The sequence below is a fragment of the Rhizobium atlanticum genome (genome assembly GCF_030182485.1).
Classification (GTDB): domain Bacteria; phylum Pseudomonadota; class Alphaproteobacteria; order Rhizobiales; family Rhizobiaceae; genus Rhizobium.
In genome coordinates, this window is the sequence record NZ_JAQJCJ010000002.1 from 178,809 (window position 1) to 202,647 (window position 23,839).

General features: G+C 62.7%; 22 protein-coding genes. 7 read left to right on the forward strand and 15 right to left on the reverse strand.

Annotation, left to right across the window (positions count from 1 at the left end; translation table 11 throughout):
* Window positions 1-153 precede the first annotated feature (153 nt).
* Complete coding sequence (gene otsA, locus PH551_RS03270; RefSeq protein WP_085776796.1) at window positions 154-1,569, forward strand: alpha,alpha-trehalose-phosphate synthase (UDP-forming); 1,416 nt, start codon at window positions 154-156, stop codon at window positions 1,567-1,569.
* A gap of 258 nt (window positions 1,570-1,827) precedes the next feature.
* Here the strand turns inward: otsA and PH551_RS03275 are convergent, their stop codons facing one another.
* The 3 genes from PH551_RS03275 to PH551_RS03285 form a co-directional block, all read right to left on the reverse strand.
* Entirely contained in the window at window positions 1,828-2,754 is a 927-nt protein-coding gene (locus tag PH551_RS03275) for a carbohydrate kinase family protein (protein WP_221157674.1), read from the reverse strand.
* A gap of 62 nt (window positions 2,755-2,816) precedes the next feature.
* Complete coding sequence (locus PH551_RS03280) at window positions 2,817-3,506, reverse strand: orotate phosphoribosyltransferase (protein ID WP_221127720.1); 690 nt, start codon at window positions 3,504-3,506, stop codon at window positions 2,817-2,819.
* 69 nt (window positions 3,507-3,575) lie between these two features.
* On the reverse strand, window positions 3,576-4,232 hold the full coding sequence (locus PH551_RS03285; protein WP_285191845.1) for a TetR/AcrR family transcriptional regulator: 657 nt from the start codon (window positions 4,230-4,232) through the stop codon (window positions 3,576-3,578).
* Between the two features lie 94 nt (window positions 4,233-4,326).
* Here PH551_RS03285 and PH551_RS03290 point away from each other — a divergent pair, with 94 nt between their 5' ends.
* Entirely contained in the window at window positions 4,327-4,809 is a 483-nt protein-coding gene (locus tag PH551_RS03290; RefSeq protein ID WP_285191846.1) for an anthrone oxygenase family protein, read from the forward strand.
* Window positions 4,810-5,049: 240 nt separating this feature from the next.
* On the opposite strand, the gene PH551_RS03295 is transcribed toward PH551_RS03290, so the two are convergent.
* The 6 genes from PH551_RS03295 to PH551_RS03320 all read right to left on the reverse strand — a co-directional run bounded on the left by PH551_RS03295 (window position 5,050) and on the right by PH551_RS03320 (window position 11,271).
* A complete protein-coding gene (locus PH551_RS03295; RefSeq protein ID WP_285191847.1) occupies window positions 5,050-6,228 on the reverse strand; it encodes a GGDEF domain-containing protein in 1,179 nt (392 codons plus the stop codon).
* 185 nt (window positions 6,229-6,413) lie between these two features.
* Entirely contained in the window at window positions 6,414-7,454 is a 1,041-nt protein-coding gene (gene pyrC / locus PH551_RS03300) for a dihydroorotase (protein WP_097599387.1), read from the reverse strand.
* A gap of 167 nt (window positions 7,455-7,621) precedes the next feature.
* Window positions 7,622-8,254, reverse strand: a complete 633-nt coding sequence (locus PH551_RS03305; protein WP_285191848.1) for a nucleoside triphosphate hydrolase — start codon at window positions 8,252-8,254, stop codon at window positions 7,622-7,624.
* Window positions 8,251-9,033 carry an ATP-binding cassette domain-containing protein gene (locus tag PH551_RS03310; protein ID WP_064707825.1) on the reverse strand — a complete coding sequence of 261 codons (783 nt, stop codon included), beginning with the start codon at window positions 9,031-9,033 and terminating at the stop codon, window positions 8,251-8,253. Before PH551_RS03310 ends, PH551_RS03305 begins: the two co-directional genes overlap by 4 nt.
* A gap of 2 nt (window positions 9,034-9,035) precedes the next feature.
* Window positions 9,036-10,100 carry an ABC transporter permease gene (locus tag PH551_RS03315; protein WP_285191849.1) on the reverse strand — a complete coding sequence of 355 codons (1,065 nt, stop codon included), beginning with the start codon at window positions 10,098-10,100 and terminating at the stop codon, window positions 9,036-9,038.
* 151 nt (window positions 10,101-10,251) lie between these two features.
* Window positions 10,252-11,271: a sugar ABC transporter substrate-binding protein gene (locus tag PH551_RS03320; protein WP_085776787.1), complete on the reverse strand. Its 1,020-nt coding sequence runs from the start codon at window positions 11,269-11,271 to the stop codon at window positions 10,252-10,254.
* Between the two features lie 313 nt (window positions 11,272-11,584).
* On the opposite strand from PH551_RS03320, the gene PH551_RS03325 reads away from it, so the two are divergent.
* Together PH551_RS03325 and PH551_RS03330 are read left to right on the forward strand one after the other, a co-directional pair.
* Window positions 11,585-12,832, forward strand: a complete 1,248-nt coding sequence (locus tag PH551_RS03325) for an ROK family transcriptional regulator (protein WP_221127714.1) — start codon at window positions 11,585-11,587, stop codon at window positions 12,830-12,832.
* Complete coding sequence (locus tag PH551_RS03330) at window positions 12,816-13,289, forward strand: RbsD/FucU family protein (RefSeq protein WP_285191850.1); 474 nt, start codon at window positions 12,816-12,818, stop codon at window positions 13,287-13,289. The genes PH551_RS03325 and PH551_RS03330 overlap by 17 nt, the downstream gene beginning before the upstream one ends.
* Window positions 13,290-13,305: 16 nt before the next feature.
* Here the strand turns inward: PH551_RS03330 and PH551_RS03335 are convergent, their stop codons facing one another.
* On the reverse strand, window positions 13,306-13,788 hold the full coding sequence (locus PH551_RS03335; protein ID WP_285191851.1) for a RidA family protein: 483 nt from the start codon (window positions 13,786-13,788) through the stop codon (window positions 13,306-13,308).
* A 92-nt stretch (window positions 13,789-13,880) separates the two neighbouring features.
* Entirely contained in the window at window positions 13,881-14,315 is a 435-nt protein-coding gene (locus PH551_RS03340) for a cupin domain-containing protein (RefSeq protein ID WP_285191852.1), read from the reverse strand.
* A 116-nt stretch (window positions 14,316-14,431) separates the two neighbouring features.
* Here PH551_RS03340 and PH551_RS03345 point away from each other — a divergent pair, with 116 nt between their 5' ends.
* The 3 genes from PH551_RS03345 (at window position 14,432) to PH551_RS03355 (ending at window position 18,339) form a co-directional block, all read left to right on the forward strand.
* Window positions 14,432-15,964: a winged helix-turn-helix domain-containing protein gene (locus tag PH551_RS03345; protein WP_285191853.1), complete on the forward strand. Its 1,533-nt coding sequence runs from the start codon at window positions 14,432-14,434 to the stop codon at window positions 15,962-15,964.
* 88 nt (window positions 15,965-16,052) lie between these two features.
* Window positions 16,053-16,409: a nuclear transport factor 2 family protein gene (locus PH551_RS03350; RefSeq protein WP_183706621.1), complete on the forward strand. Its 357-nt coding sequence runs from the start codon at window positions 16,053-16,055 to the stop codon at window positions 16,407-16,409.
* A gap of 382 nt (window positions 16,410-16,791) precedes the next feature.
* Window positions 16,792-18,339, forward strand: a complete 1,548-nt coding sequence (locus PH551_RS03355) for a putative bifunctional diguanylate cyclase/phosphodiesterase (protein WP_285191854.1) — start codon at window positions 16,792-16,794, stop codon at window positions 18,337-18,339.
* Window positions 18,340-18,530: 191 nt separating this feature from the next.
* Here PH551_RS03355 and PH551_RS03360 read toward each other — a convergent pair whose 3' ends face one another.
* The 4 genes from PH551_RS03360 to PH551_RS03375 all read right to left on the reverse strand — a co-directional run bounded on the left by PH551_RS03360 (window position 18,531) and on the right by PH551_RS03375 (window position 23,819).
* Window positions 18,531-19,568, reverse strand: coding sequence for a 4-hydroxyproline epimerase (locus PH551_RS03360; RefSeq protein ID WP_285191855.1), 1,038 nt, complete (start codon window positions 19,566-19,568; stop codon window positions 18,531-18,533).
* A 137-nt stretch (window positions 19,569-19,705) separates the two neighbouring features.
* Window positions 19,706-20,956, reverse strand: coding sequence for an NAD(P)/FAD-dependent oxidoreductase (locus PH551_RS03365; RefSeq protein WP_285191856.1), 1,251 nt, complete (start codon window positions 20,954-20,956; stop codon window positions 19,706-19,708).
* A gap of 186 nt (window positions 20,957-21,142) precedes the next feature.
* Entirely contained in the window at window positions 21,143-22,420 is a 1,278-nt protein-coding gene (locus PH551_RS03370; protein WP_285191857.1) for an alpha/beta hydrolase, read from the reverse strand.
* 517 nt (window positions 22,421-22,937) lie between these two features.
* On the reverse strand, window positions 22,938-23,819 hold the full coding sequence (locus PH551_RS03375; protein WP_285191858.1) for an aldo/keto reductase: 882 nt from the start codon (window positions 23,817-23,819) through the stop codon (window positions 22,938-22,940).
* Window positions 23,820-23,839: the final 20 nt, after the last annotated feature.

Genomic DNA, 23,839 nt, shown 5'->3' on the forward strand with positions numbered 1-23,839 from the left:
CTGTTTCCACTGGTCTATACCCCGGGCAATTCGCATCCGGATCTGCTCTTTTGATGGCGGCGCCTGCCCTGCATTACCCTTGCCCCGCCCCGGAGGCTCCCCGGAACCCTGGCACAGAGCGTTTTCCCGATCCATCTTCGCGAAAGGAAGCTCATGAGCCGTCTTATCGTCGTTTCCAATCGTGTTCCCATGCCGGCCAAGGATGGGAGTGCTGCGGCCGGTGGCCTCGCCGTCGCGCTGCAGGCAGCCCTGCAGGCGCGCGGCGGCATCTGGATGGGATGGTCGGGAGAGTCGAGCGGAGACAGGGAGCCCAGCGCGCTGTCGCTGCTGCAGAAGGGCAACATCACCTATGCGCTGACCGATCTCACCGACACCGATGTCGAGGAATATTATCGCGGCTTTGCAAACCGCGTTCTCTGGCCGATCTGTCATTACCGCCTCGATCTCGCCGAATACGGCCGAAAGGAAATGGCCGGCTATTTCCGCGTCAACCGCTTTTTCGCGCGTCGGCTGGCGCCGATGATCCAGCCGGACGACATCATCTGGGTTCATGATTACCACCTGATCCCGCTGGCGGCCGAACTGCGGCAAATGGGGCTGAAGAACCGGATCGGCTTCTTCCTGCACATTCCCTGGCCGCCCGCCGATATTCTCGTCACCATGCCGGTCCATGAAGAAATCATGCGCGGCCTTTCCCATTACGACCTCGTCGGCTTCCAGACCGACTACGACCTGCAGAACTTCGCCGGCTACCTGAGACGGGAGGGCATCGGCGACGACCTCGGAAACGGATTGTTCGATTCTCACGGGCGGATCTTCAAGGCCGGCGCCTATCCGATCGGCATCGAGACCGCAGCCTTCGCCGAATTCGCAGAGCGAGCCGCAGACAATGTCATGGTGCAGAAGACCCGGCGCAGCATCGAAGGCCGCGACATGATCATCGGGGTCGATCGCCTCGATTATTCGAAGGGCATCATTCAGCGTCTAGAAGCGTACGAACGCTTCCTCACCAGCAATCCGGCCTATCAGAACAAGGTCACCTATCTGCAGGTCACGCCGAAATCGCGATCGGAAGTCCCCGAATACGAGCATATGCAGAAGATGGTCGCCGAACAGGCGGGCCGCGTGAACGGCGCCATCGGAACGGTCGACTGGGTGCCGATCCGCTATGTCAACCGATCGATCAGCCGCACCGTGCTCGCCGGTCTCTACCGCCTGGCGACGATCGGGCTCGTCACGCCGTTGCGCGACGGCATGAACCTCGTCGCCAAGGAATATGTCGCCGCCCAGGATCCGGATCGCCCGGGCGTCCTGGTGTTATCGCGCTTTGCCGGCGCGGCACGGGAGCTGAAGGGGGCGCTGCTGGTCAATCCCTACGATGTCGAGGGCACAGCCAATGCGCTTGCCAGGGGCCTTGCCATGTCGCTCGAGGAGCGCCGCGACCGCTGGAGCATGATGATGGAACATCTGCTCTCTCACGACGTCTCTCTGTGGTGCGAAACCTTCCTGCGGGACCTGGTGACTGCTCCAGAGCTCGGCCGTAGCGTGGCTCCCCAGGCAGCCTCCTGATCGATCCGCATCCGCATGAAGGCCTCGACGCAAGGGCTGGCTGCGGCGCTGGTGAAGCGTTAAAAATGCCCCTCACCCTAACCCTCTCCCCGTAAACGGGGCGAGGGGACGTGCCACACGCAATGTCGGCGGCGGAACGGAGAGGTCGCGACTATCCCCCTTCGCCCCGCAAGCGGGGGTCCGAAGGACGGTCGAGACCCGTGGCTCGACCTCGGTCGGTGCCGGCAGGCGGATGAGGGGCTGATGCTCGCTTAAGCCTTAAAGCCCGATCTCGTGCGCCCAGGGCGGATTGGCGCCGGCGCGGGAAACGGTGACGGCGGCGGCCTTGGCGCCGAGCGTCAGGGCGTTGCGCACCGCCTGTTCATCGAGCGAGGCGACCTGCTCTTTGGTCAGCAGATTATCCCTCTTCAGCGAGGCAAGCACGCCGGCGTCGAAGGTATCACCGGCGCCGACCGTGTCGACAACGGCAACGCGCTCGCTCGGCACCGTCACCTTGCGATCCCTGGTGTAACCCGAGGCGCCTTCCGCGCCCTTGGTGATGACGACGAGCTTGGCGCCCTCAGCCAGCCAGTGGGCGGCGAGCGCGTCATGGTCGCCTGAAAGGCCGAACCAGTCGAGATCCTCGTCGGAGAACTTGACGATGTCGGATTTTGCCGCCATGCGCCGGATGCGGGCCATATGAGCCTGCTTGTCCTTGATGAAGCCCGGGCGGATGTTGGGATCGAGCGAAATGACGCGGCGGGCCGCTTCCCGGTCGAGCAGTGCTTCGTAGGTTTCGCCGCAGGGGCTCGGGATCAGGCTGATCGCGCCGAAATGCAAGGCTTCGCAATCATCGCCGAGAACAGGCAGGTCGGCCTCGGTGATCATCCGGCCGGCTGTGCCCTCATCGTAGAAGGCATAGGTCGCCTGGCCGCTGACGAGCTTGACGAATGCGATCGTCGAAGGGCGCGGGGTGATGGCGCATGGGCTGTAATCGACATTGCTCGCCTTCAGCGTCGCCAGCAGGATTTCTCCCATCATGTCGTCGGCAATGCCGGTGAAGAAGGCGGTGGGAATGCCGAGGCGGCCGAGCGCGATGGCGGTATTGAAGATCGCGCCGCCGGCATAGGGCGCAAAGCCCTTCTCACCAAGGGTGGTGTCCCTCGGCAGCATGTCGATCAGGGCTTCGCCGCAGCACAAAATCATCGGATTCCTCCCAACAGCACGGATATGTTCATCAACCGATTAAGCGAGCTTTTGTCAACTAGCTAGAGCGAAAGCTCACTGACTCCACCATTCCTCGCCGACCAAGCCAATGGCGCATCCAGGAAGGCCTCGACCTCTGCAAGCGTCTTGTCGTCGAAAAGCCTCTCCGCCCTGGCAACCGCAAGGACACTGCGCCAGGTGGCGATGTGATGCAGCCTGACCTTGCCATCTGCAAAACGCTGATCGCCGAAAATGCCGTAAAAGAACAGCGCGATGCCGTGATCGACAATGCCGCCGGCGGCGCGGATGGCGTCGATGAACTTGAACATGCTGCCGCCGGCCGTCGTCAGGTCCTCGATGACGAGCACGCGCGAACCTTCGGGCATATTGCCTTCGATCTGGGCGTTGCGGCCGTGGCCCTTCGGCTGCTTGCGGACGTAGATCATCGGCAGGCCGAGGCGATCTGCGAGCAGGGCAGCGAAGGGAATGCCGGCGGTCTCGCCTCCGGCGATGCAATCGAACTGCTCGAAACCGGCATCGCGCAGCAGAGTGCTGGCGGCAAAATCCATCACCGTCGAACGGATGCGCGGATAGGACAGGAGCTTACGGCAATCGATATAGACCGGGCTCGCCATGCCGGAGGAGAGCTTGTAAGGCTGAGCCGCATTGAAATGCACCGCTTTGATCTCCCAGAGCATCTTGGCCACCAATTCGGCCATCAGGGCGCGGTCGGGAAATGCGGTCTGGATCATCGGGCTCTCCTTCGGTTTTGCGTCTCCGGCAATAGCAGCAAGCGCCCACCGTTTCCAGACGCAGGCGATCTATTCCAGCAAGAGACGGCCGATATCGGGTCCCTGCATCTTCTTGAACAAGGCAATCGTCCGATCGCCCTCCTCTGCATCCAGCGAGACGGCATAACGCACGGCGGCGGCAAGCAGCTGCATCGTCAGCCGGGCGATCGCGTGAAGTTCGCTGCGGTCCCGATCCGGCCAGAGGCGCACAAGCGCGGCGAGAAATGCCTGGGTATGGAATTCCATGTCTTCGGCATCGACCTGCTGCAGCTGCTTGTCGGTGTGGGTCGCATGCCAGATATCGCGCATCACGGGCTCGCGGCGGAAGAACGCATAATATTCGTCGACGATGTTGGCGAGCGCCCCCGGCAGGGCGGCGGCGTCAACGACCTTCGCCAGTGCCGCCTCGACACAGCGCCTGCCCTCTTCGTTGAAGCGCTCGGCCAACGTCCGGATGATCGCGCTCTTGTCGGGGAAATACTGGTAGAGGGCGCCGAAGGAAAGGCCAGCCTTTTCAACGATCTCGCTCATCTTCAGGCCGTCGCTGCCATGGCTTTCGATCAGTTCGGCGGCGACGGCGAGGATTTTTTCGAAACGCTCGCGGCCGCGCTGCTGGCGCGGGATGCGGCGCGGCTGGCCGCCACGGTCCTGCTGGCGTCCGCGCGTTGCGCGTCTCTGCTCCGACATCGGCTCTCCTTCACGTTGACAATTAGAATAAGAGAGTTTATCTGGTTTTACAAATAAGAGAGTTTCTCTTATTTATCCCGCAAGGAGTTTCGGCATGCAGATCGTCCTCATGCTTTCCCTAGTCGCAGCCGCCATCGGCAGCGGCCTCGTCGCCGGCATCTTCTTCGCCTTCTCGACCTTCATCATGAGCGCCTTCTCACGCATCCCGGCCGAACAGGGCATTGCGGCGATGAACTCGATCAATGTGACGATCGTCCGCTCGCCCTTCATGGGCCTCTTCGTGCCGACGGCGATCCTCTGCCTCGTCATCGCCGTCCTCGCGGTGATCGACTGGCGCGGCGGCGCGTCCGCGCTGATGCTGGCGGGTGCAGCCATTTATGTGTTTGCCTCCTTCCTCTCGACGATCATCTTCAACGTGCCGATGAACGACGCGCTGGAAAAGGTCAGCGGCAGCGGGGCGGAGGCGGTGGCGCTCTGGACCTCCTATGTCAGGGATTGGACGTGGTGGAATCATGTGCGAACCGTGGCCTCGCTGCTCGCCTCGGCCGCTTTCGTGCGGGCGCTGATGATTGTTTGAGCAGCAGGCGCCCACACCAACGGCAACGTACAAGGATGAGGAGCGTTGGAGGATGCCGCGGCTTGGAATGAGGGCCGCGGGAGAGTGTTGTGGCTCGGGTTCCGTCTCCAACTTCCGCCTTGATCCGCGTCGTTCCGGCGCCTTGAGCGACAAGAGCAACGTCCAAGAGAGCCCCTGAGGTGCCCCGCAGGGGCCTCGAAGGACGAGGCGGCATGCCGGCGTCTGCTGAGCAGTCGAGAATCAAGACGCGGTGCGCGACACCTCGGCCGGAACTGCAGTGAGATAGCCGGCAAGCTCGACCCGGTTGCGGCCGCCGCGCTTCGCGGCGTAGAGCGCCTTGTCGGCGGCGCTCAGCATGGCGTCGAAATCGAGCGGCGTCGACCGGCCGGGCGCAACGCCGACGCTCACTGTGCATCTCAACACCTCACCGTCGATTGGAATCTCTCGCGCCTCGAAGGCCCTGCGGATCCGCTCAGCCGTCAGTTCTGCCCGGCCGGGCATGATCTCCTTCAGCACTAGCGCGAATTCCTCACCGCCGAGCCTCGCGGCGGTATCGCCTGGGCGGCAATGGGCGGTCAGTTCCTCGGCGAAGACGGTGATCACGCGGTCGCCGCTCGCATGGCCATAGCGGTCGTTGACCGATTTGAAATGATCGATATCGAAGACGATGACGGCGGCGGTGGTGCCCATCGGGCGCGTGCCATACTGATCGAAGACGGCGCGCCGGTTGAGCAGGCCCGTCAGCGGATCGGTGATCGCCTCGAGACGATGGCGGGCGGCGAGCCGCCATTGATGCAGCGCCAGCGACAGCGCGCCGATCCCGGTCATGCCGGCGATGCAGACGGCGAGGCTCAGATCCTCCGCCCAGTTGCTCGGCGCCTTGCCGAGCACCAGCTTTCCATCGGCAATCAACACCGCGGCGCAGAGAACGAAGGAGATTGCCGTCAGCGTATACAGTGCCGCAATTCCGAGGAGCGGCGCCGGCGCTTCGACGCGGGCGAGCCAATATTGCCGAGCAGTGGCAAACAGCAGCAGGGCGATGGCGAGATTGTCGGCGATGAAGGCGAGGCCGTCATAGCCGGCAACCATCGGGACGATCGAGAAGGCCATCGCCGCCAGCGCCCGGCTGGCGATGGCAAGGATCGACAGGCGACCTGACAGGAACTGTTTGCCCGCGCCCCAGATGGTGGCAAAGCCGGCATGGAACAGCACGAAACTGCCAATGGCGAAGCCTATATCAGGCCTGCTCACATAGGCGCTGTAGACAAAAATGCCGCTGACAACGAGGACGAGACCGATGGTGGCGGTGAGCAGCACGGTTTCGGCCCGGCGCACCAGCCAACTGCCCATCAGGGTTACGGCCAGGCAGGCCGCGGAGACGCCGAGCGCCAACAGAAGGGAGTTGTAGTCAAGCATCATGCTTCTTCAGTCTCCGCAGCGGTGTCGCGCCGAACGATCGGCAGCTATGGGGTCCGCGAAGAGGAATGTCTTATGCATCCATTAACAAATGATGCACCGCACAATGAAAATGTTACGCGCCTAACGTCACCGCAGCACTTAAAATGAATATTCTATTTAAAATAGAAAACGCAGCAGGCGAGTCCCTAGACCAACACCTGCCAATGAAGGGGAAACATAGGATCGAAAACCGTCACCGGACCGGCGCCGGTTTCTATCTTAGCGGGAAAGAGAACCGGCTCTGCCTGCTTGGAAAGCGTGATGCGTTCCTCGTTCGGCGACAGCCCATACCAGGCCGGTCCGTTCAGCGAGGCGAAAGCTTCAAGCCTGTCGAGAGCACCTTCCTCCTCGAAGACATGCGCAAGGCAGCTCATCGTATTGATCGAGGTGTAGATGCCGGCGCAGCCGCAGGCGCATTCCTTCAGCGGATCGACATGCGGGGCAGAATCGGTGCCGAGGAAGAAGCGGGCGTCGCCGCTTACGGCGGCTGCGCGCAGCGCCAGCCGATGGTTCTCGCGCTTGGCGACCGGCAGGCAGTAATAATGCGGGCGGATGCCGCCGACGAGGATGGCGTTGCGGTTGATGATCAGGTGGTGGGTGGTGATTGAGCCGGCGAGATTTGATTTGGCGGCCTTGATGTAATCGATGCCGTCTGACGTCGTCACATGCTCCATCGTCACCTTCAGCTCCGGCAGGCGCCGGCGCAGCGGATCGAGCACGGTGTCGATGAAGACGGCCTCGCGATCGAAAATATCGACGTCGGGCTTCGTCACCTCGCCATGGACGCAGAGCGGCAGACCGATCTCGGCCATGCGTTCGAGCACCGGCATCGCCTTTTCCATGTCACGCACACCGCCATGCGAATTGGTCGTGGCGCCGGCGGGATAAAGCTTGACGGCGGTGATGAGGCCGCTCTTTGCACCCTCCGCCACATCGTCGGGGCTGGTATGTTCGGTGAGATAAAGCGTCATCAGCGGCTGGAAGCGGTGGCCGTCCGGCAGCGCCTTGAGGATGCGCTCGCGATATGCCTTCGCATCCGCTGACGTGACGACCGGCGGCACCAGATTGGGCATGATGATGGCGCGGGCGAAGGTGCGGCTCGTATCGGCGATCACGCCTTCCAGCATGGCGCCGTCGCGCAGATGCAGGTGCCAGTCGTCGGGACGGCGGATGGTGATCGATTGCATGGCGGGCCTCCGAAGCGATGCGTCTGCCGCCTCGATAGCACTAAAGCGCGGCGGGTCAAACCGGCTTCATGCGACGCCGTTTCGCCCTTTATGCAAATCTGATCCCGGAGCCGTTCAATACGTCCGGGTGGCATGCATCATACATCAAATGAACAATCGCGTCGGCGTCACGCCAGCGCAATCTCCAGCGTCACGTCGGCTGGGCGACGGTTTTCGAGGATCAGCCGGCCGTTCGGCAGGTCGTTGCCGTAGACTTTGGCGCTGGCGGCTTCTTCGCTGAGATTGTAACCGCGCCAGCGCGCCCAGAGCCGCTCTTCGAGAACCTCGATCGGCGGCGCCAGCATTATCGAAAAATCGAAGATGCCGTCGAGTTCGGCCCATTTACCCTGTGTGAAGAGCAGATAATTGCCCTCGACGATGATGAAGCGGTCCTCGGGATCGATTGGTCTGGCGGAAGCGATGGCGAGTTCGCGGGAGCGGTCGAAGACCGGCGCCAGAACCTCCTGGTCGGCCCGGCGGACGGCGCGGATGATATCGAGGAAGCCTCTGACATCGAAAGTTTCCGGAATGCCCTTGCGCGCCAAAAGGCCGCGTTCGATGAGGATGGCATTGTCCATGTGGAAGCCGTCCATCGGCAGGACTGCGGCGCTTTCGCCTCTGGCTTTCAGCGCCGCCGCCAGATTGTCGGCCATGGTTGACTTGCCCGCCCCCGGCGGCCCGGCGACGGCAATCAGGAAACGTTTGGCATCGCCGGCGCGGGAAAGCACCTCGCCGGCGATGTCGTCGATGCGCAGGCTCATGCCGCAACGGGCTCCGTCGGCACCGCCTTGGCGCCGGTCATGAAGGCGACGGCGTCGGACATGGTGTATTCCTTCGGATTGATCACCGTCAGCCGCCGGCCGAGACGGTGGATATGGATCCGGTCGGCGACCTCGAAGACATGCGGCATGTTGTGCGAGATCAGCACGATCGGCAGGCCGCGGGCGCGCACGTCGAGGATCAGTTCCAGCACGCGCCGGCTTTCCTTGACGCCGAGGGCGGCCGTCGGTTCGTCCATGATGATGACCTTCGAGCCGAAGGCTGCGGCGCGGGCGACGGCGACACCCTGGCGCTGGCCGCCGGACAGCGTTTCCACCGCCTGGTTGATGTTCTGGATGGTCATCAGCCCGAGTTCCGACAGCTTGTTGCGCGCCAGCTTTTCCATGGCCGGACGGTCGAGCATGCGGAACAGCGAGCCGAGCGGGCCCTTTTTGCGGATCTCGCGGCCGAGGAACATGTTGTCGGCAATCGATAGCGCCGGCGACAGAGCAAGGTTCTGGTAGACGGTTTCGATGCCGGCTTCGCGCGCCTCCATCGGCGAGCGGAAGTGCACCTGCCGGCCTTCGAGCGTGATCACGCCCTCGTCAGGGGTGACCGCGCCTGAAATCGCCTTGATCAGCGACGACTTGCCGGCGCCGTTATCGCCGATGACGGCAAGGATTTCACCCGGGTAGAGGTCGAAATCGGCATTGTCGAGCGCGGTCACGCGTCCATAACGCTTGACGAGGCCGCGGGCGGTGAGAATGGGTTCGACAGCCATGGTCATACCGAAACCTTTCTGATCCACTGATCGATGGCGACGGCGGCAATGATCAGCACGCCGGTCAGGAGGACTTTCCATTGCGGATCGGCGCCGAGCATGTTCAGGCCCATCGATACGACGCCGACGATCATGGCCCCGAACAGCGTGCCGAGAATGGAACCGCGGCCGCCGAAGAGCGAGATGCCGCCGATCACGGTCGCGGTGATCGCCTGGAGGTTATAGTCGGTCACCGCCGAGGACGGAGAGATTGAGCCGTTGCGGCCGATCGACACCCAGGCGGCGAAGGCGGCGATGACGCCCGACAGCGTATAGACGGTGAGCAGCACCCTCTTCGTCTGGATACCGGAGAGCTTCGCCGCTTCCGGATCGTCGCCGACCGCATAGACATGCCGGCCCCAGGCGGTGTGATTGAGGATGTACCAGAACAGGAGGACGAGCAGCACCATGGCGATGACGCCGAGGGTGAGCACGGCGCTGCCGACCTTGAAGCTCGCGGCGAAAAGATGCAGCAGCGGCGCCCGTTCGTCGACATCGGTGTCGCGGATCGTCTCATTGGCGGAATAGATGAAATTCGTCGCCATGACGATATTCCAGGTGCCGAGCGTGACGATAAAGGGCGGCAGCTTCATGAAGGCGACGAGGAAGCCGTTCAGCAGTCCGCACAGGCCGCCGACCAGCAGGCCTCCAATCACCGCGATCGGCGTCGGGATGCCGTAGGTGATGGCCACATTGCCCATGATGACGGCCGAGATCACCATGATGACGCCGATCGACAGATCGATGCCGGCGGTCAGGATGACCAGCGTCTGGGCGGCGCCGAGAATGCCGACGATGGCGATCTGCTGCAGGATCAGCGTCAATGTGTATGACGAGAAGAAACGCCCGCCGAGCGCTATTCCGAAGATGATGATCGCCAGTACGAGTACGATCAGCGGCACGGCGGCCGGTGTCGAGTGCAGAAAGTGCTGGGCGCGCTTGATCAGCGGGACGCCCTGGTGCTCGAAGGAGGCGACGTTCTTGTCGCTGCCGTCGAGGACGCGTTCGAATTCCTGTGCTCCGGTCATGGTTCCTCCTCCGCATCCGCGCGCCGAACCCGCGCGGAGGCCGTCACCCCTGTTGATCCGTTCGTTGCTTAGCCGGTGGGCGACGGCACATCGTCCGTCTAAAACGGCCGGGGATCAAGCCCCGGCCGGTGCGCTTTCAAACAAGCGGGGCTCAGCCCCAGCACTTGTCCGTGCCTTCTTTGGTGTCGATCGACTTGAGGCCGGGAACCGGCTTGTCGGTGACGAGCGAGACGCCGGTATCGAAGAAGGACTTGCCTTCGGTCGGCTTCGGCTTTTCACCCGAGTCGGCGAACTTCTTGATCGCCTCGATGCCGAGCGACGCCATCAGCAGCGGATATTGCTGCGAGGTGGCGCCGATGACGCCTTCCTTGACCGACTTGACGCCCGGGCAGCCGCCGTCGACCGAGACGATCAGCACGTTCTTTTCCATGCCGACGGCCTTCAGCGCCTGATAAGCGCCGACAGCGGCCGGCTCGTTGATCGTGTGGATGACGTTGATGCTCGGATCCTTCTGCAGAAGGTTTTCCATGGCCTTGCGGCCGCCTTCTTCATTGCCGTTCGTCACGTCATGGCCGACAATGCGCTTGTCGTCTTCGTCGCCGATCTTGTCCGGGTTCTTCGGGTCGATGCCGAAGCCCATCATGAAGCCCTGGTCGCGTAGAACGTCGACCGTCGGCTGCGACGGCGTCAGGTCGAGGAAGCCGACCTTGGCGTCCTTGGCCTTATCGCCGAGGGTTTCCTTGGCCCACTGACCGATCAGTTTGCCGGCGAGCAGGTTGTCGGTGGCGAAGGTGGCGTCGGCGGCATCGGCTGGCTCGAGCGGCGTGTCGAGCGCGATCACCAGCAGGCCGGCGTCGCGGGCCTTCTTGACAGCCGGCACGATGCCCTTTGTGTCGGAGGCCGTCAGCAGAATACCCTTTGCGCCGTCGGCGATGCAGCTTTCAATCGCTGCGACCTGGCTTTCGCTGTCACCATCGATCTTGCCGGCATAGGACTTCAGCGAAACGCCGAGTTCCTTGGCCTTGGCCGTCGCACCTTCCTTCATCTTGACGAAGAAGGGATTGGTGTCGGTCTTGGTGATGAGGCAGGCGGAAACGTCAGCCGCCATCGCCGGAGCAGAAAAAGCGACACCGAGCGCGAGCGCGCCAAAAGCGAGAACTGATTTCTTCATGAACTCCTCCCAGAGTTTGCCGGCGCCGCCCCTGCGGGCCGGAATTTTCAAAATATGACACTTCGCTCAGTCGCTGTCGCTCCAAAGCCGTCGGTGTCCTTGACGATGGCAATTAAGAGCGAAAGAAATCCGCTTGTCAATAAATAAATCCAATTGAATTATTAATTCGATGTGGCATGCTCGATGGAATTAGGGTGTCCAGCGCCGTGTCTCCGGCGCGCAGGGGACGCCCTACCGCTTTGAGCCGCTGCAGGTTTCTTAAATCGTCTCTGATGGGGAAAATGCAGGAGGCGAACGCTCGGGAGGAGCGGCCATGTCGTCTTTGGAAGGACCGGAACACACGCCGGTCCCGCCGCCGATTCTAAATCCGGCCGGCGGTGCGAACCAGGTCAGGGTGCGAGCCTATAACGAGCGGCTCGTGCTGTCGCTGGTGCGCCTCTACGGCGCGCTGTCGAAGGCCGATATCGCGCGCCGCAGCGGGCTTTCGGCCCAGACCGTCTCGGTCATCATGCGGGTGCTGGAAAAGGAAGGGCTGCTGTCGCGCGGCGCGCCTGTGCGCGGCCGGGTGGGCCAGCCATCGATCCCGATGCATCTCAATCCCGACGCCGTCTATTCCTTCGGCCTGAAGATCGGCCGGCGCAGCGCCGATTTGGTGCTGATGGATTTCGTCGGCCGCATCCGGATGCAGCTGCACCGGACCTATGCCTATCCGCTGCCGCATGAAATCCTCGCCTTCGTCACCTCGGGCATCCGCGAGATCGAAGACAAGCTCGACGAAAAGCAGCGCGGCCGCGTCGCCGGCCTTGGCATCGCCGCGCCTTTCGAACTCTGGAACTGGGCCGATGAGGTGGGAGCGCCGCCGGGCGCCATGGAAGTCTGGCGCGATGTCGACCTGCAGGCCGATATCGCCGCGCGCGTCTCCCATCCCGTTTTCCTGCAGAACGATGCGACCAGCGCCTGCGGCGCGGAACTCGTCTTCGGCGTCGGCCCCTCTTATCCCGACTTCGTCTATTTCTTCATCGGCTCCTTCATCGGCGGCGGCATCGTCCTGAATTCGGCGATCTTTTCCGGCCGTACCGGCACGGCGGGCGCGATCGGGCCGCTGCCCGTGCGCGACAGGAACGGCGAAACCAAGCAGCTGCTCGAAATCGCCTCGATCTTCGTCTTGGAAAATATGCTGCGCGAGCGCGGTATCGATCCCGAACCGCTGTGGTATTCCGCCGACGACTGGGTGGATTTCGGCGAGCCGATGGAGGCGTGGATCCAGGACAGCGCCAAGGCGCTCGCCCAGGCGATCGTCGCCGCCGCCTCGATCGTCGATTTCAGCGCAGCCGTCATCGACGGCGGCTTTCCCCATTGGGTGCGCAGCCGCATCGTGCAGGCGACGATCGACGAAGCCGCCAAGCTCGACCTGCAGGGCGTTGTCATGCCCGAAATCATCGAGGGCGCGGTCGGCGCGCAGGCACGCGCCATCGGCGGCGCCAGCCTGCCGATCTTTGCGCGCTATCTCACCGACCAGAACGTACTCTTCAAGGAGGTAGACCATGCTGAAGGGACTTGATCCGCTCTTGAGCCCGGAATTGCTCGCAATACTTCGGGCCATGGGCCATGGCGACGAAATCGCCATCGTCGACGGCAATTATCCCGGCGTCGAACATGCGCGCCGGCTGATCCGGCTCGACGGCCACCATCTCATCCCTGTGCTCAATGCCGTGCTCAGCGTGCTGCCGATCGACGATTTCGTGCCGGAAGCGATCTTCCGCTCGACCGTCAAGGCCGAGCGCGACAAGCTCGATCCGGTGCATGAGGAGATGATCGACTGCTGCGCCCGTCACGAACCGCACCGTCAGGTGGTGCCGCTGGTCGGCCAGGATTTCTACGGTCGGGTGCGGGCCGCCCATGCGCTGATCCAGACCAGCGAGCCCAGGCTCTATGCCAACATCATCCTGCGCAAGGGCGTCATCTATCCGAAGGAGGCGGGTGCGCAGCCGGCCGACGTCGATCCGTTTGTCTACTGACGGGGGTACGCTTCGGTCACCCGTCGATTTCGACTTCCGCTTCGCAGTTTACCGGCGCATTCAAGGGGATGGCCATGCCGATGGACGAGCGGGCGTGGGCGCCGACGTCAGGCCCGTACAGCTCGAGGATCAGATCGGAATAGCCGTTGGTGACCAGCGGCGTCTCGTTGAAGCCAGGAGCGACGTTCACCATGGCGAAGACGCGAAGCCATGCCGTGACCCGATCGAGGTCCCCGACGGCCCGCTTGAGACTGGCGAGATGGGCGAGCGCAACGAGCCGCGCCGACGCGTAACCCTCCTCCGGCGAAACCTCGGCGCCAACCTTGCCAAGCGGATTTGCCAATGTTCCGTCGCGGTTGCATGCGACGTGGCCCGAGATATAAGCGCGGGTGCCGCGCAGGCGAACCCAGGTGAAGGGCAAGCGCAGTCCGTCGCGAACCTTCAAAGGCTCGGGCAACTCCAGCCCCACTCCGGCCAGCCGTTGTTCGATAATGGCCATAATGCACCTCCCGGTGTGATTGGAGCATGCCGCGCCAAAGCCTGAGGCGGCTTTGCGCCGGGAACCGCCGGACAGTTCCGAAGCGACATGCATCACGGTACGATCTCGTCGAGCTCCGGCATCAGAACGACGCTTTCATTCGCGGCTGCGTCGTTGCGGGCGCCGAGGAATTCGGCGTCTTCGCTGCAGCGATTGACGGCGACATGCGGAACGCCGGCCGGAATAAACAGGTAATCGCCGGGGCGGACCGTTTCGCACCGTTCAAGTGCTGCCCCCGACCAAATCTCGATCTCCAGACCTGCGATCATCAAGAGAGCCGTCTCGTGTCCCTCATGGCGATGGGCGCCGGTTCGCCGCCCCGCGGGCAGCGAAATAGTCCCGAGCCACAGCATGGTTGACCCAGCGCTTTCAGCTGAGACGCCGGAGCAATAGACCGATCCCTGCCTGGCGACATGACTGCCGCCGGCGCGGACGACCTTGGCGAGGAATGCTTCAGATTCTTTCGGTTGCGTTGCTTCCTTGATCATCGCTCTCACCACTTCGACCACTGCGATGGAGCCACTCTGCGCGCTCAGCCGCCGCAAGTCCTGAAGCGAGGCCGAAAAATTCCGAAAAGCTGCGAAATCGGCGTATCATTCCCGCCATGAAACCCCCGCACCTTGTATTCGGCCGCTTCGAATTCATTGCCGAGAACGGATGCCTGCTCCGCGACAACATGCCCGTCGCCATCGGCGCCCGCGGCGCCAACCTGCTTGGCGTTCTGCTGTCGGCAAAGGGGGATGTGGTCTCGAAGCCGGAATTGATGGATGCGGTCTGGCCGGGATTGGCCGTCGAGGAAAGCAATCTTTCCGTTCAGATTGCTGCCCTTCGCAAGCTCCTCGGACCTACATTGGACGGAAGCGAATGGATCGTCACGGTTCCACGGGTGGGGTACAGATTTTCGGGTCCGGTGGAGACGCGGAGCGAGACAGCCGAGAGCGGCTGGCACGCACAAACCGGGTCGGTGCCCGCGATCGCCGTCCTGCCGTTCGAAAATCTCGGCGGCGATGTGGAGAGACAGTATCTGGCCGAAGGCATTGCCGACGACCTGATCATGGCGCTCGCCCGGCTCAGATGGTTCCGCGTCGCCTCACGCGGGGCAAGCTTCGCCAGGAGGAATGGTTCCGGGGACTCGAGGTCTGTCGCGCTGGAACTCGGGGTCGATTTTCTGGTGGAGGGAGCCATCCGGCATACCGGCGATCGGATCCGGATATCGGTGCACCTCGCGGACGCCCCCAAGGGCGCCACCGTCTGGTCCGAGCATTACGATCTTCAACTGGCCGAGCTATTTGCCGTGCAGGACGCCATTGCCGAGCGGATCGCAGCAGCGATCGAGCCCGAACTGCTGTTGCGCCACGGGCTTCCGATCGCTCCGCACACCGGCAACATCACTGCCTGGGATCTCGTGCGGCAAGGCATGTTCCAGTTTCACAAGGTGACGCAACCCACCCACCTTCTCGCACGGCGCTTCTTCCGCGAGGCCGCCGAGCTCGATCCCATGCTTCCGGAGGCGCAGATCTGGCGGGCGCGGGTCAATGCCGGCCTCATCGCCTACGGCTGGACGGAAAACCCCGCCGCAGACGGGAAGGAAGGACTGGATGCGGCGCTGCGGGCGATCTATCTCGATGCGCGCAACCCCTATTCGCACTACGGGCTGGCGATCGTCTCGGCCTATACGGGCAAGGCCGAGCAGGCGATCCTGGCGGCGGAACGATCCATCGAACTCGGTTCGAGCTTCGCCCTGGGGCATCTCGTCCTCGGCATGGCTCGGCTTTTTTCGGGCGACGCTGCCGGGGCGCGCAAGCCATTGGCGCACGGCCTCGAGCTCAATCCGCACGATCCGCAGAACGGCGTCTGGTTCAGCCTGCTGATGCTGGCATTGCTCTTTTCCGGCGACGTCGAGGGCGCGCTCGATACCGGACGCCGGGCACTGAAAGCGCGGCCCGACTGGCCGGCGCTGCTGCGCATCCAGGCATGCTGCCACGCGGCCGCGGGACACCGCCAGCAGGCTCACCGCCTTGCTGCCGCGGCACGCGATCTTCGCGAAGCTGCCGGCGATGCACTTGCTCCGTTCAGAGACAGCAACACGGAATGGACGGCCCGCCTGAACGCGCTGCTGCGGCAGGCAGAGCTTTGAAACTCGTTGACCGCCCGGAGCAATGACCGAAATGGTTCGTCGCGAAGCGGGGCTCGATCGCAACCCGCACCTCAGCAAGGAGAAAGCAATGGACGACGATATCAAAATTCTCCAACACATCTACGAGCGCTTCAACGAACGCGACATAGATGCCGTGCTGGCAGCGCTGGCCGAGGATGTCGTCTGGGCCAATGGCATGGATGGCGGCCACGTCCATGGGCGCGAGGCGGTGCGGGAATATTGGACGCGTCAGTGGTCGATGATCGATCCCCACGTCCAGCCGGTCGGTTTTCACCGGACAGCGGACGGCGCAATCATTGCCGACGTCCGGCAGTCGGTCCGTGACCTGCAAGGCCAACCGCTCGAAGGAGAGAAGACGATCGGGCACGTGTTCCGATTTCGGGACGGCAAGGTGGTCCGCTTCGACATTCGGGATGCCGCCTGAATTCGGCGAGCCGGGTCACCTCTTCTTCCCGGCGGCCTTTGAGGGTCAAGATGCAGCACGTCGATCTCGGCGTCGAGCGCACTGAGGTGAATCCAATTTGCGACGAAGATATCCGCTGCGCGCAGCGAAACGCACAAACCTTCGCCGCGGAAACGCGCCATTAATCTTCGAAGACCACACTGAAATCCGGATTTACGAATGCCCGCAGTCTGGCCAGTGATCGAATTGCCGATGCCCTTGGCTCCACCCTATGAGTCGTGGCAGTCTTCGGCGCCGTCGATGCCGGCATTCGGCGACAGGTCGTCGATCGGAATAAGGTCGGGGACGATGCGGTCTTCCGAGCTGGCCATGATGGCTCTTCACACACCAGGAGCCTGTTCTTATGCCTCGCGTCCGACTCACCAGACCGCAGATGGAGATCCTGGCCTGGCTCTCGTGCTTCCTGCTTCTCTTCTGCCTGTCCTGGCGCTTCCAATGGCATGAGGGGCTGGATGAGTTCATCGAAAAGCATCATGACTTTCCACTGGACCACGCGCTGCTTGCCCTCAATATGTCCGGCTTTCTCGGGCTGATCTACTCGGCGCTGAGAATCCGGGATCTCTCGATAGAGGTTGACCGCAGGCTGCAGGCCGAAAAGAACGTGGACTGGATTGCCTGTCACGACACGCTAACCGAACTACCTAACCGCAGATTTCTGGAATCCGTCTGCGCGCAGTCGATGATCGATCAAAGGGCGCAGGAAAGCTATGCCGTGTTCAGCATCGATCTCGACGGCTTCAAGAAGATCAACGACCTCCTCGGGCACGATCACGGCGATGCGGTGTTGAAGGCCGTCGCTCAGCGGCTTTCTTCCCTCTTTCCGCGTGATCACATTTTCCGCCTTGGCGGCGACGAATTCGTCGTTCTGGCGCGGCGCACCAGAAATGCCGATCTCGTCGCTTTGGGAAACCGCATCGTGAGCGCGATCAGCAAGCCCTTCACATTCAATGGCGTCGCCGTCGATCTTGGCGCCAGTGTCGGCCTCGCGCTCCACCCTGAAAATGGCGACGATCTAAGCCAGGTCATTCGCCATTCGGACTGTGCGATGTATGTGGCGAAAAAGCAGGGGCGCAATCTGGTGAAGTCCTTTGTCCCTTCGATGCAGGAGGAGCTGGCGAAGCGGATCCGGGTGGAAGCGGATCTGCGAGCCGCCATCAAGAATGCTGAGATCGTCCCGTATTACCAACCTCTCGTCGACCTGAAGACGAAGGAGATTATCGGTTTCGAAGCGCTGGCGCGCTGGAAGACGGCATCCGGCGAATTCATCCCGCCGAACGAGTTCATCCCCGTGGCGGAAGAGGCCGGTCTGATCGTCGACCTGACGGACCAACTGCTGCGCCACGCCTGTGGCGATGCGCTTTCCTGGCCAAATCATCTGGTCCTGTCGTTCAACCTGTCTCCGATCCAGCTGAGCGACCGATTGCTGGGCCTCAGGATTCTGAAGATATTGGGCGATGTCGGTCTGCCTGCGCATAGGATCGAGCTGGAGGTGACGGAGAGCGCCATCATCCAGGATGCCGTCACCGCACGGATCGTCCTCGACGATCTGGTGAACGCCGGCGTCCGGATTGCTCTCGACGACTTCGGTACGGGCTATTCCAGCCTCTCGCAGCTCTCCAACTACCGGTTCGACAAGATCAAGATCGACAGGAGTTTCGTCGCTTCGTTCGAAACCAACGACAAGCAGGACAAGGTGATCAAGGCCATTATCGCGCTCGGCGCGGGCCTCGGGGTGACGATTACGGCCGAAGGCATCGAAGAGGAAAGCCAACTTCAACGGCTCCAGGATCTCGGCTGCGACATCGGCCAAGGCTACCTGCTTGGCAGGCCGGCGCCGGCCGAGAGTCTTGCCGCAGACCAGATCAGCGCCAGGATAGCCCAACGTCGCTGATGGGCGGCAAAGAGGGTTCTCTTCCGGAGGCAAGTTGAGACAAGAAGTTCTCGCTTGCCAACGGCTCCTTCGGGACGTGGGTGATGAAGGGTGGCATGCTGCTCCGCCAGACCCGCTCCGTATCGCTGGTACGGGCTAGACCCTGGCGCAAACCGTCTGGAGCCACCGCACATTCGGCACCGCTAGAACGGTCAAATCTCCCCTGCCGACGGCCCCCAGACGTCCGTCAAAGCGAAGCCACCGGGATGGGGGTCGAAGGGATCGAGCGCGACCTGGGTGAGACCGAAGGTGAAGCCGCGGCCGGTGATGGTGGGGATGACCGCCGGGCGGCCGGCGACTTCGGTGACTGCCTGCAGGCCGACCTCGAATTCCGAGCCGATGATCGACTTCGAGGTGAAGGTGTCGCCGACCTTGGCCTTGCCGCGGGCATGAAGGGTGGCGAGATTGGCGGAATTGCCGGTACCGCAGGGCGAGCGGTCGGCGCGGCCCGGCCACATGGTGGTGCAGGTGCGCACCGTGCCATCGGCCTCGGTGTCGCGGAACATCACATAGGCGACGCCCGAGATTGCCGGAATTTCGGGGTGGACGACCTTGATGTCGCGATTGATCAGCTCTTTCAGGATCATGCCGGCCTGAACGAGGCCGGCCGCATTGGCCTTCTCGATCGTAAGATTGATCTGGCCGACATCGACGAGGGCATAGAAGATGCCGCCATAGCAGAGATCAGCCTTGATCTTCCCCCAATGCGGCGTGTCGATCTCGACGTCGAGCTCATGCACGAAGGAGGGCACCATGGTGAGCCTGACCTTTTCGCAGCGCCCGTCATGGCAGGTCGCCACCGCCTTCACGAGGCCGGCAGCGGTTTCCAGCGTCACGATCGTCTCAGGCTCCTTCATCTCGACGATGCCGGATTCGAGAAGCGCCGTCGTCACGCAGATCGAATTCGAACCGGAGCTGGCATGTGCCTGATCGGGCTGCAGGATGATGAAGGCGGCGTCGGCGTCGGGGTGCCTTGCAGGCAGCAGCAGGTTGACCGAGCCGATCGGGGCACCGCGCGGCTCCAGGCAGAGAAAGCGGCGGAGCTCGTCGCCTTTCGGATCGGTGTTCAGCCAGTGCAGCTGCGCAGCGATGGTTTCGCCGGGAATCTTCGGAACGCCGCCGATCGCGACGCGGCCGATCTCGCCCTCGGCATGAACGTCCAGCAGCTGTATCGTGCGCTTCCATCTCATCTCGAAACTCCAGTTCGGACGTCACGGCTGACGCCGCCGACGCGGTTTCAACTTTTGTTTTAACGCAATTCCCGGCAAAATCGCGTCGCGCTTTGCCTGGGAAAACCGCTTCACACTTTTCCTGGAATTGCTCTCAATCAGTATCGGTCTATGCGGAACGGGGTCATATCGACCGACGGTTTTGCTCGGCTCACCATATCGCCGATCAACCGCGCTGTCGTTGCGGCATATGTCAAGCCGAGATGGCCATGACCGGTCGCATAGAAAACCCCCGGCATTTTCGAGGACGGCGAAATGATTGGGATCGTATCGGGCAAGGCCGGGCGATGGCCCATCCACTCCGTCGCCTCCTCGACCTTCAGACCCGGCAGCGCCCGCTGGGCGTGCCGCACCAGCACGCGCGGACGGCGGAAATCGGGCGCGGCGTCGAGGCCGGCGAGTTCGACATTGCCGCCGACGCGGATGCCGCCGGCCGTCGGGGTCACCATGAAGGCGCGATGAGGCCAGATCACTGAATAGCGCATTGAAATGCCCGGTTTCATGATCTGCGTGTGATAGCCGCGCTCGGTCTCGAGCGGAATCGGTTCGCCGAGTTTTGCGGCGAGGAAACGGGTGTGGACGCCGGCGGCGAGCACCACGAAAGCGGCCTCGATCCGACGTCCGTCATCGAGGACGACGACGACCGTGCCATCGCCCTTGCGCTCGATGTTGCTCACAGCGCCGGAGGCGAAGGCTGCGCCCGCGGCGATGGCTGCGTCAGTCAGCCTGACGACCAGCCTATAGGGATCGCGGATGGACTTGTTGTCCGGCAGCAGCACGGCCTTGGCGATGACAGGCGAAAGGGCCGGCTCATGATATTGGATGGCGCCATTGCTCAAGACCTCGAATTCGAGGCCGTAGCGCTGCATCATGACAAGGTGGCCACGGTCTGCGGCAAATTCCGCCTCGGTCTCGTAAATGGCGAGACAGCCCTCCTCCGTCATCAGCTCGGACGCGCCGATCGCCTGCAGCATTTCCCTGAAATCGCCGAGCGCCCGCAGCGACAGGCTCATGCCGGCATCCTCGATTTCCCGGAGCCGCGAAGGCCGGCCGGCCGCGAGGAAGCGCAGGAACCACGGCAGCATCCGCGCGGCATAGGACGGCCGCAGCCAGACCGGGCCTTCGGGATCGAGCAGCCAGCCAGGGATCTTCTTCCAGGTCGAAGGACCGGAGCCGGCGGCGAAATCGAGCGCGATGCTCGCCATATTGCCGAAAGAGGTGCCGCGCCCGGGCTCACCCTTGTCGATCAGCGTGACCTGAAATCCGCGCCGCTGCAAATCGAAAGCGATCGAGGCGCCGATCACGCCTGCGCCCACGACGACCACCTTCTTCTTCGTCTCATCCGTCATGCGATCAACCCACCTGCACGGCAGACAGCATTGCCGTTCGTCAACCTGATATATCAGATCGGCGGTGCTGCCTAGAGCGGTTCAGCTTTTCACGGAAAACGCGGAACCGCTCTAAGCTTTTGGATTTACGCAATTCCGAAACGCAAAACCGCCGTGCACTTTTGCTGGAATTGCTCCGCGGAATTTTTACTGGCTTTCGGGCAGGCCGGCGCCGACGCTGTCGCCGACCGAACCGACGGTATTGTCCATCGACTGGCCGAGCCGCTTCAACTGCGCATCGTAATTGCGCCGGGTGCGCGGATCGAAGATCGCGATCGGCGTGCTGACGGCGACGCTGACGGCACTTCCGGCGGTCTGGGCAGCCCCCATGGCCACCGCGCCGACCGCCTCGCCCAGACCGACATTGGAATCGGTGATCGTCTGGCCGGCGATCAGCCGGTCGCCGATCAGCTTCACCACCTCGGGGCTTTCGGCGAATTTGCCGTGGTTCAGCCTGTCGCCGCCCTTGAGCTTGGTGAGGTCGAGCACGGTGATACCGGCCGCCTCAAGCTTGCTACGATAGGGCTCGGCGGAGGGATCGATCTGGCCGAGGCGATCGACATTGCCGGAGATGCGCCGCGACAGCGCCAGCGCCCGATCATCCCTGGAGACGAAGATGGTGAAATGCGGCTTGTCCTTGCCGAGGCTCATGAACTGACGGCCGAAGACGTCGACATCGAGATCCGGCGAGGCAAGGATGACATTGTTGATCTTCGACGCGACCTGACCGTTGCGAATCGCCATCTGCCGGAGTGCTTCGACGGTCAGCCAGGTGCCCATCGAATGAGCCATGACGGTGACGTCGCCGACGGCCGGATTGGCGGCGGTACGGGTCAGCAGCTCCTCCAGCGCATCGCGGGAATAGTTGGTGCTTTCCTTGTCGTAATTGTAGTCGAAGATGCTGGCGCGGGACGGCCAGGTGAAGACGACGGGGGCGACGTCGGCACGCGAATCGTGGACGATCTGCGCGAAGCGATAGACCGCGTCTTCGTAACGGTTGTTGAAGCCGTGCACGAAGACGAGCACGCGGCGGCTCTTCGGCATATGGCTCTTCAGCCAGCTCTCGCCTGCCCGCTCGCCCTCGAACGGATCGACGGAAACGGTGACGAAGTCACGGAGCGGATCGGCCGGCAGCCGCTTCGGCCATTGCACCTGGCCGACCTTGCGATTGGCTTCCGGCGGGATCGAGACATCGACGGCGTTGACGGCAAGCCCCGTGCCGCGTTCGCCGGAGAAAAGCACGGCCGGATTGTCATCGGCAGCGCGCGTCGTCGCCACCAGGAGATCGACTTTCGACGTGCCCGGCGGCACGGTGCCGGCCGCCTGCATCACCCCGACCGGCCTGCCGCCGCAGCCGGCGAGCATTATCGTTGCAACCAGAAGCCCTGCCAGAGCCGCACGCGTGCCGCGCCATTTGCCGATCATGACCAAACTCCAACCGGTTCACGCGCCGGACGGAAGGCACATGTTCAAATAGTCCGGCGAAGCCTGTCGAGTCAAACTGCACGCGGAAAGCAGGCCCGTGCGAAATGGTATTGGGGAAAAAGAAAAGAGCCTGGCGCGGGAGGAGGTGCGCCAGGCTCTTGATCCTGACCGACAACTGGGAGGAGGAGTGCTGTCGGTCCGATGTAAGAGCGCTTGGGAGGAGGAGTGCGCTGCTTACGAAGATAGTGATACCCCATTCATTTGATCGGGGATAGCGAAATTACCGCAATGCAGCAATGCATTAAGTGCAATGCTTGCCCAGAAAATGACAGGTCGACGCCTCATTTTGCAGCATGTTTGACCGGCTGGTCAAAATTTGCTGAAAGATGTGGCAGCGGCGGTAGCCCCTCATCCGCCTGCCGGCCCGCTCCCTGCTGGGGAGAAGAGACTCGCGGCGACGTCTCGGTTTCCCCTTCTCCCCGAGGGGAGAAGGGACATGCGGCACCGTTCCCGCCCCTCAAGCGGCCTTGAAGACCTTCCTGCCTTCGGCGTCGAGCGCCGTGAACTCCTCATCCGACAGCGTGATCTCCACCGCCGCGACGTTTTCTTCCAGGTGTTTGACCTTTGACGTGCCGGGGATCGGCAGCATCACCGGGCTGCGCTTCAGCACCCAGGCGAGCGCGATTTGGCTGGGGGCGGCATTGTGCTTCCTGGCGATCGTATCGAGCAGCGAGCCTGATTGGGCGAGGTCGCCGGCGGCGAGCGGATACCACGGGATGAAGCCGATATTGTGCTTGGCGCAATAATTGAGCACGTCTTCGCTGGTGCGATCGACCAGGTTGTAGCGGTTCTGGACGGTGGCGACCTTGAAGTGCTTCGAGGCCGCCTCGATCTCGGCGACGGAGACTTCGCTCAGACCCGCATGGCGGATGAGGCCGGCATCGAGCAGCGATTTGATCGCGTCGAACTGCTCCTTGGCCGACACCTTCGGATCGATGCGGTGAAGCTGCCACAGATCGATCTGCTCGACGCCGAGATTGCGCAGGCTCTTATGCGCCTGCTGGATCAGATATTCCGGACGGCCGACCGGCAGCCAGATGTCGGGACCGTGGCGGGTCAGGCCGCCCTTGGTGGCGATGACGGATCCGGCGCCATAGGGATGCAGCGCCTCCTTGATCAGCCATTCGGAGACATCGGGGCCGTAGGAATCAGCCGTATCGATGAAATTGACCCCAAGCTCCGGCAGGCGCTTCAGCGTCCGGATGGACTCGGCATGGTCGTCGGGCTCACCCCAGATTCCCTTGCCGGTAACGCGCATGGCGCCGAAACCGAGACGATTGACCTCGATCTCGCCGCCGATCCTGAAGGTGCCTGACTTGGCTGCGTTGTGACTGGACATGATCTTTCCTCTCTTGGTCA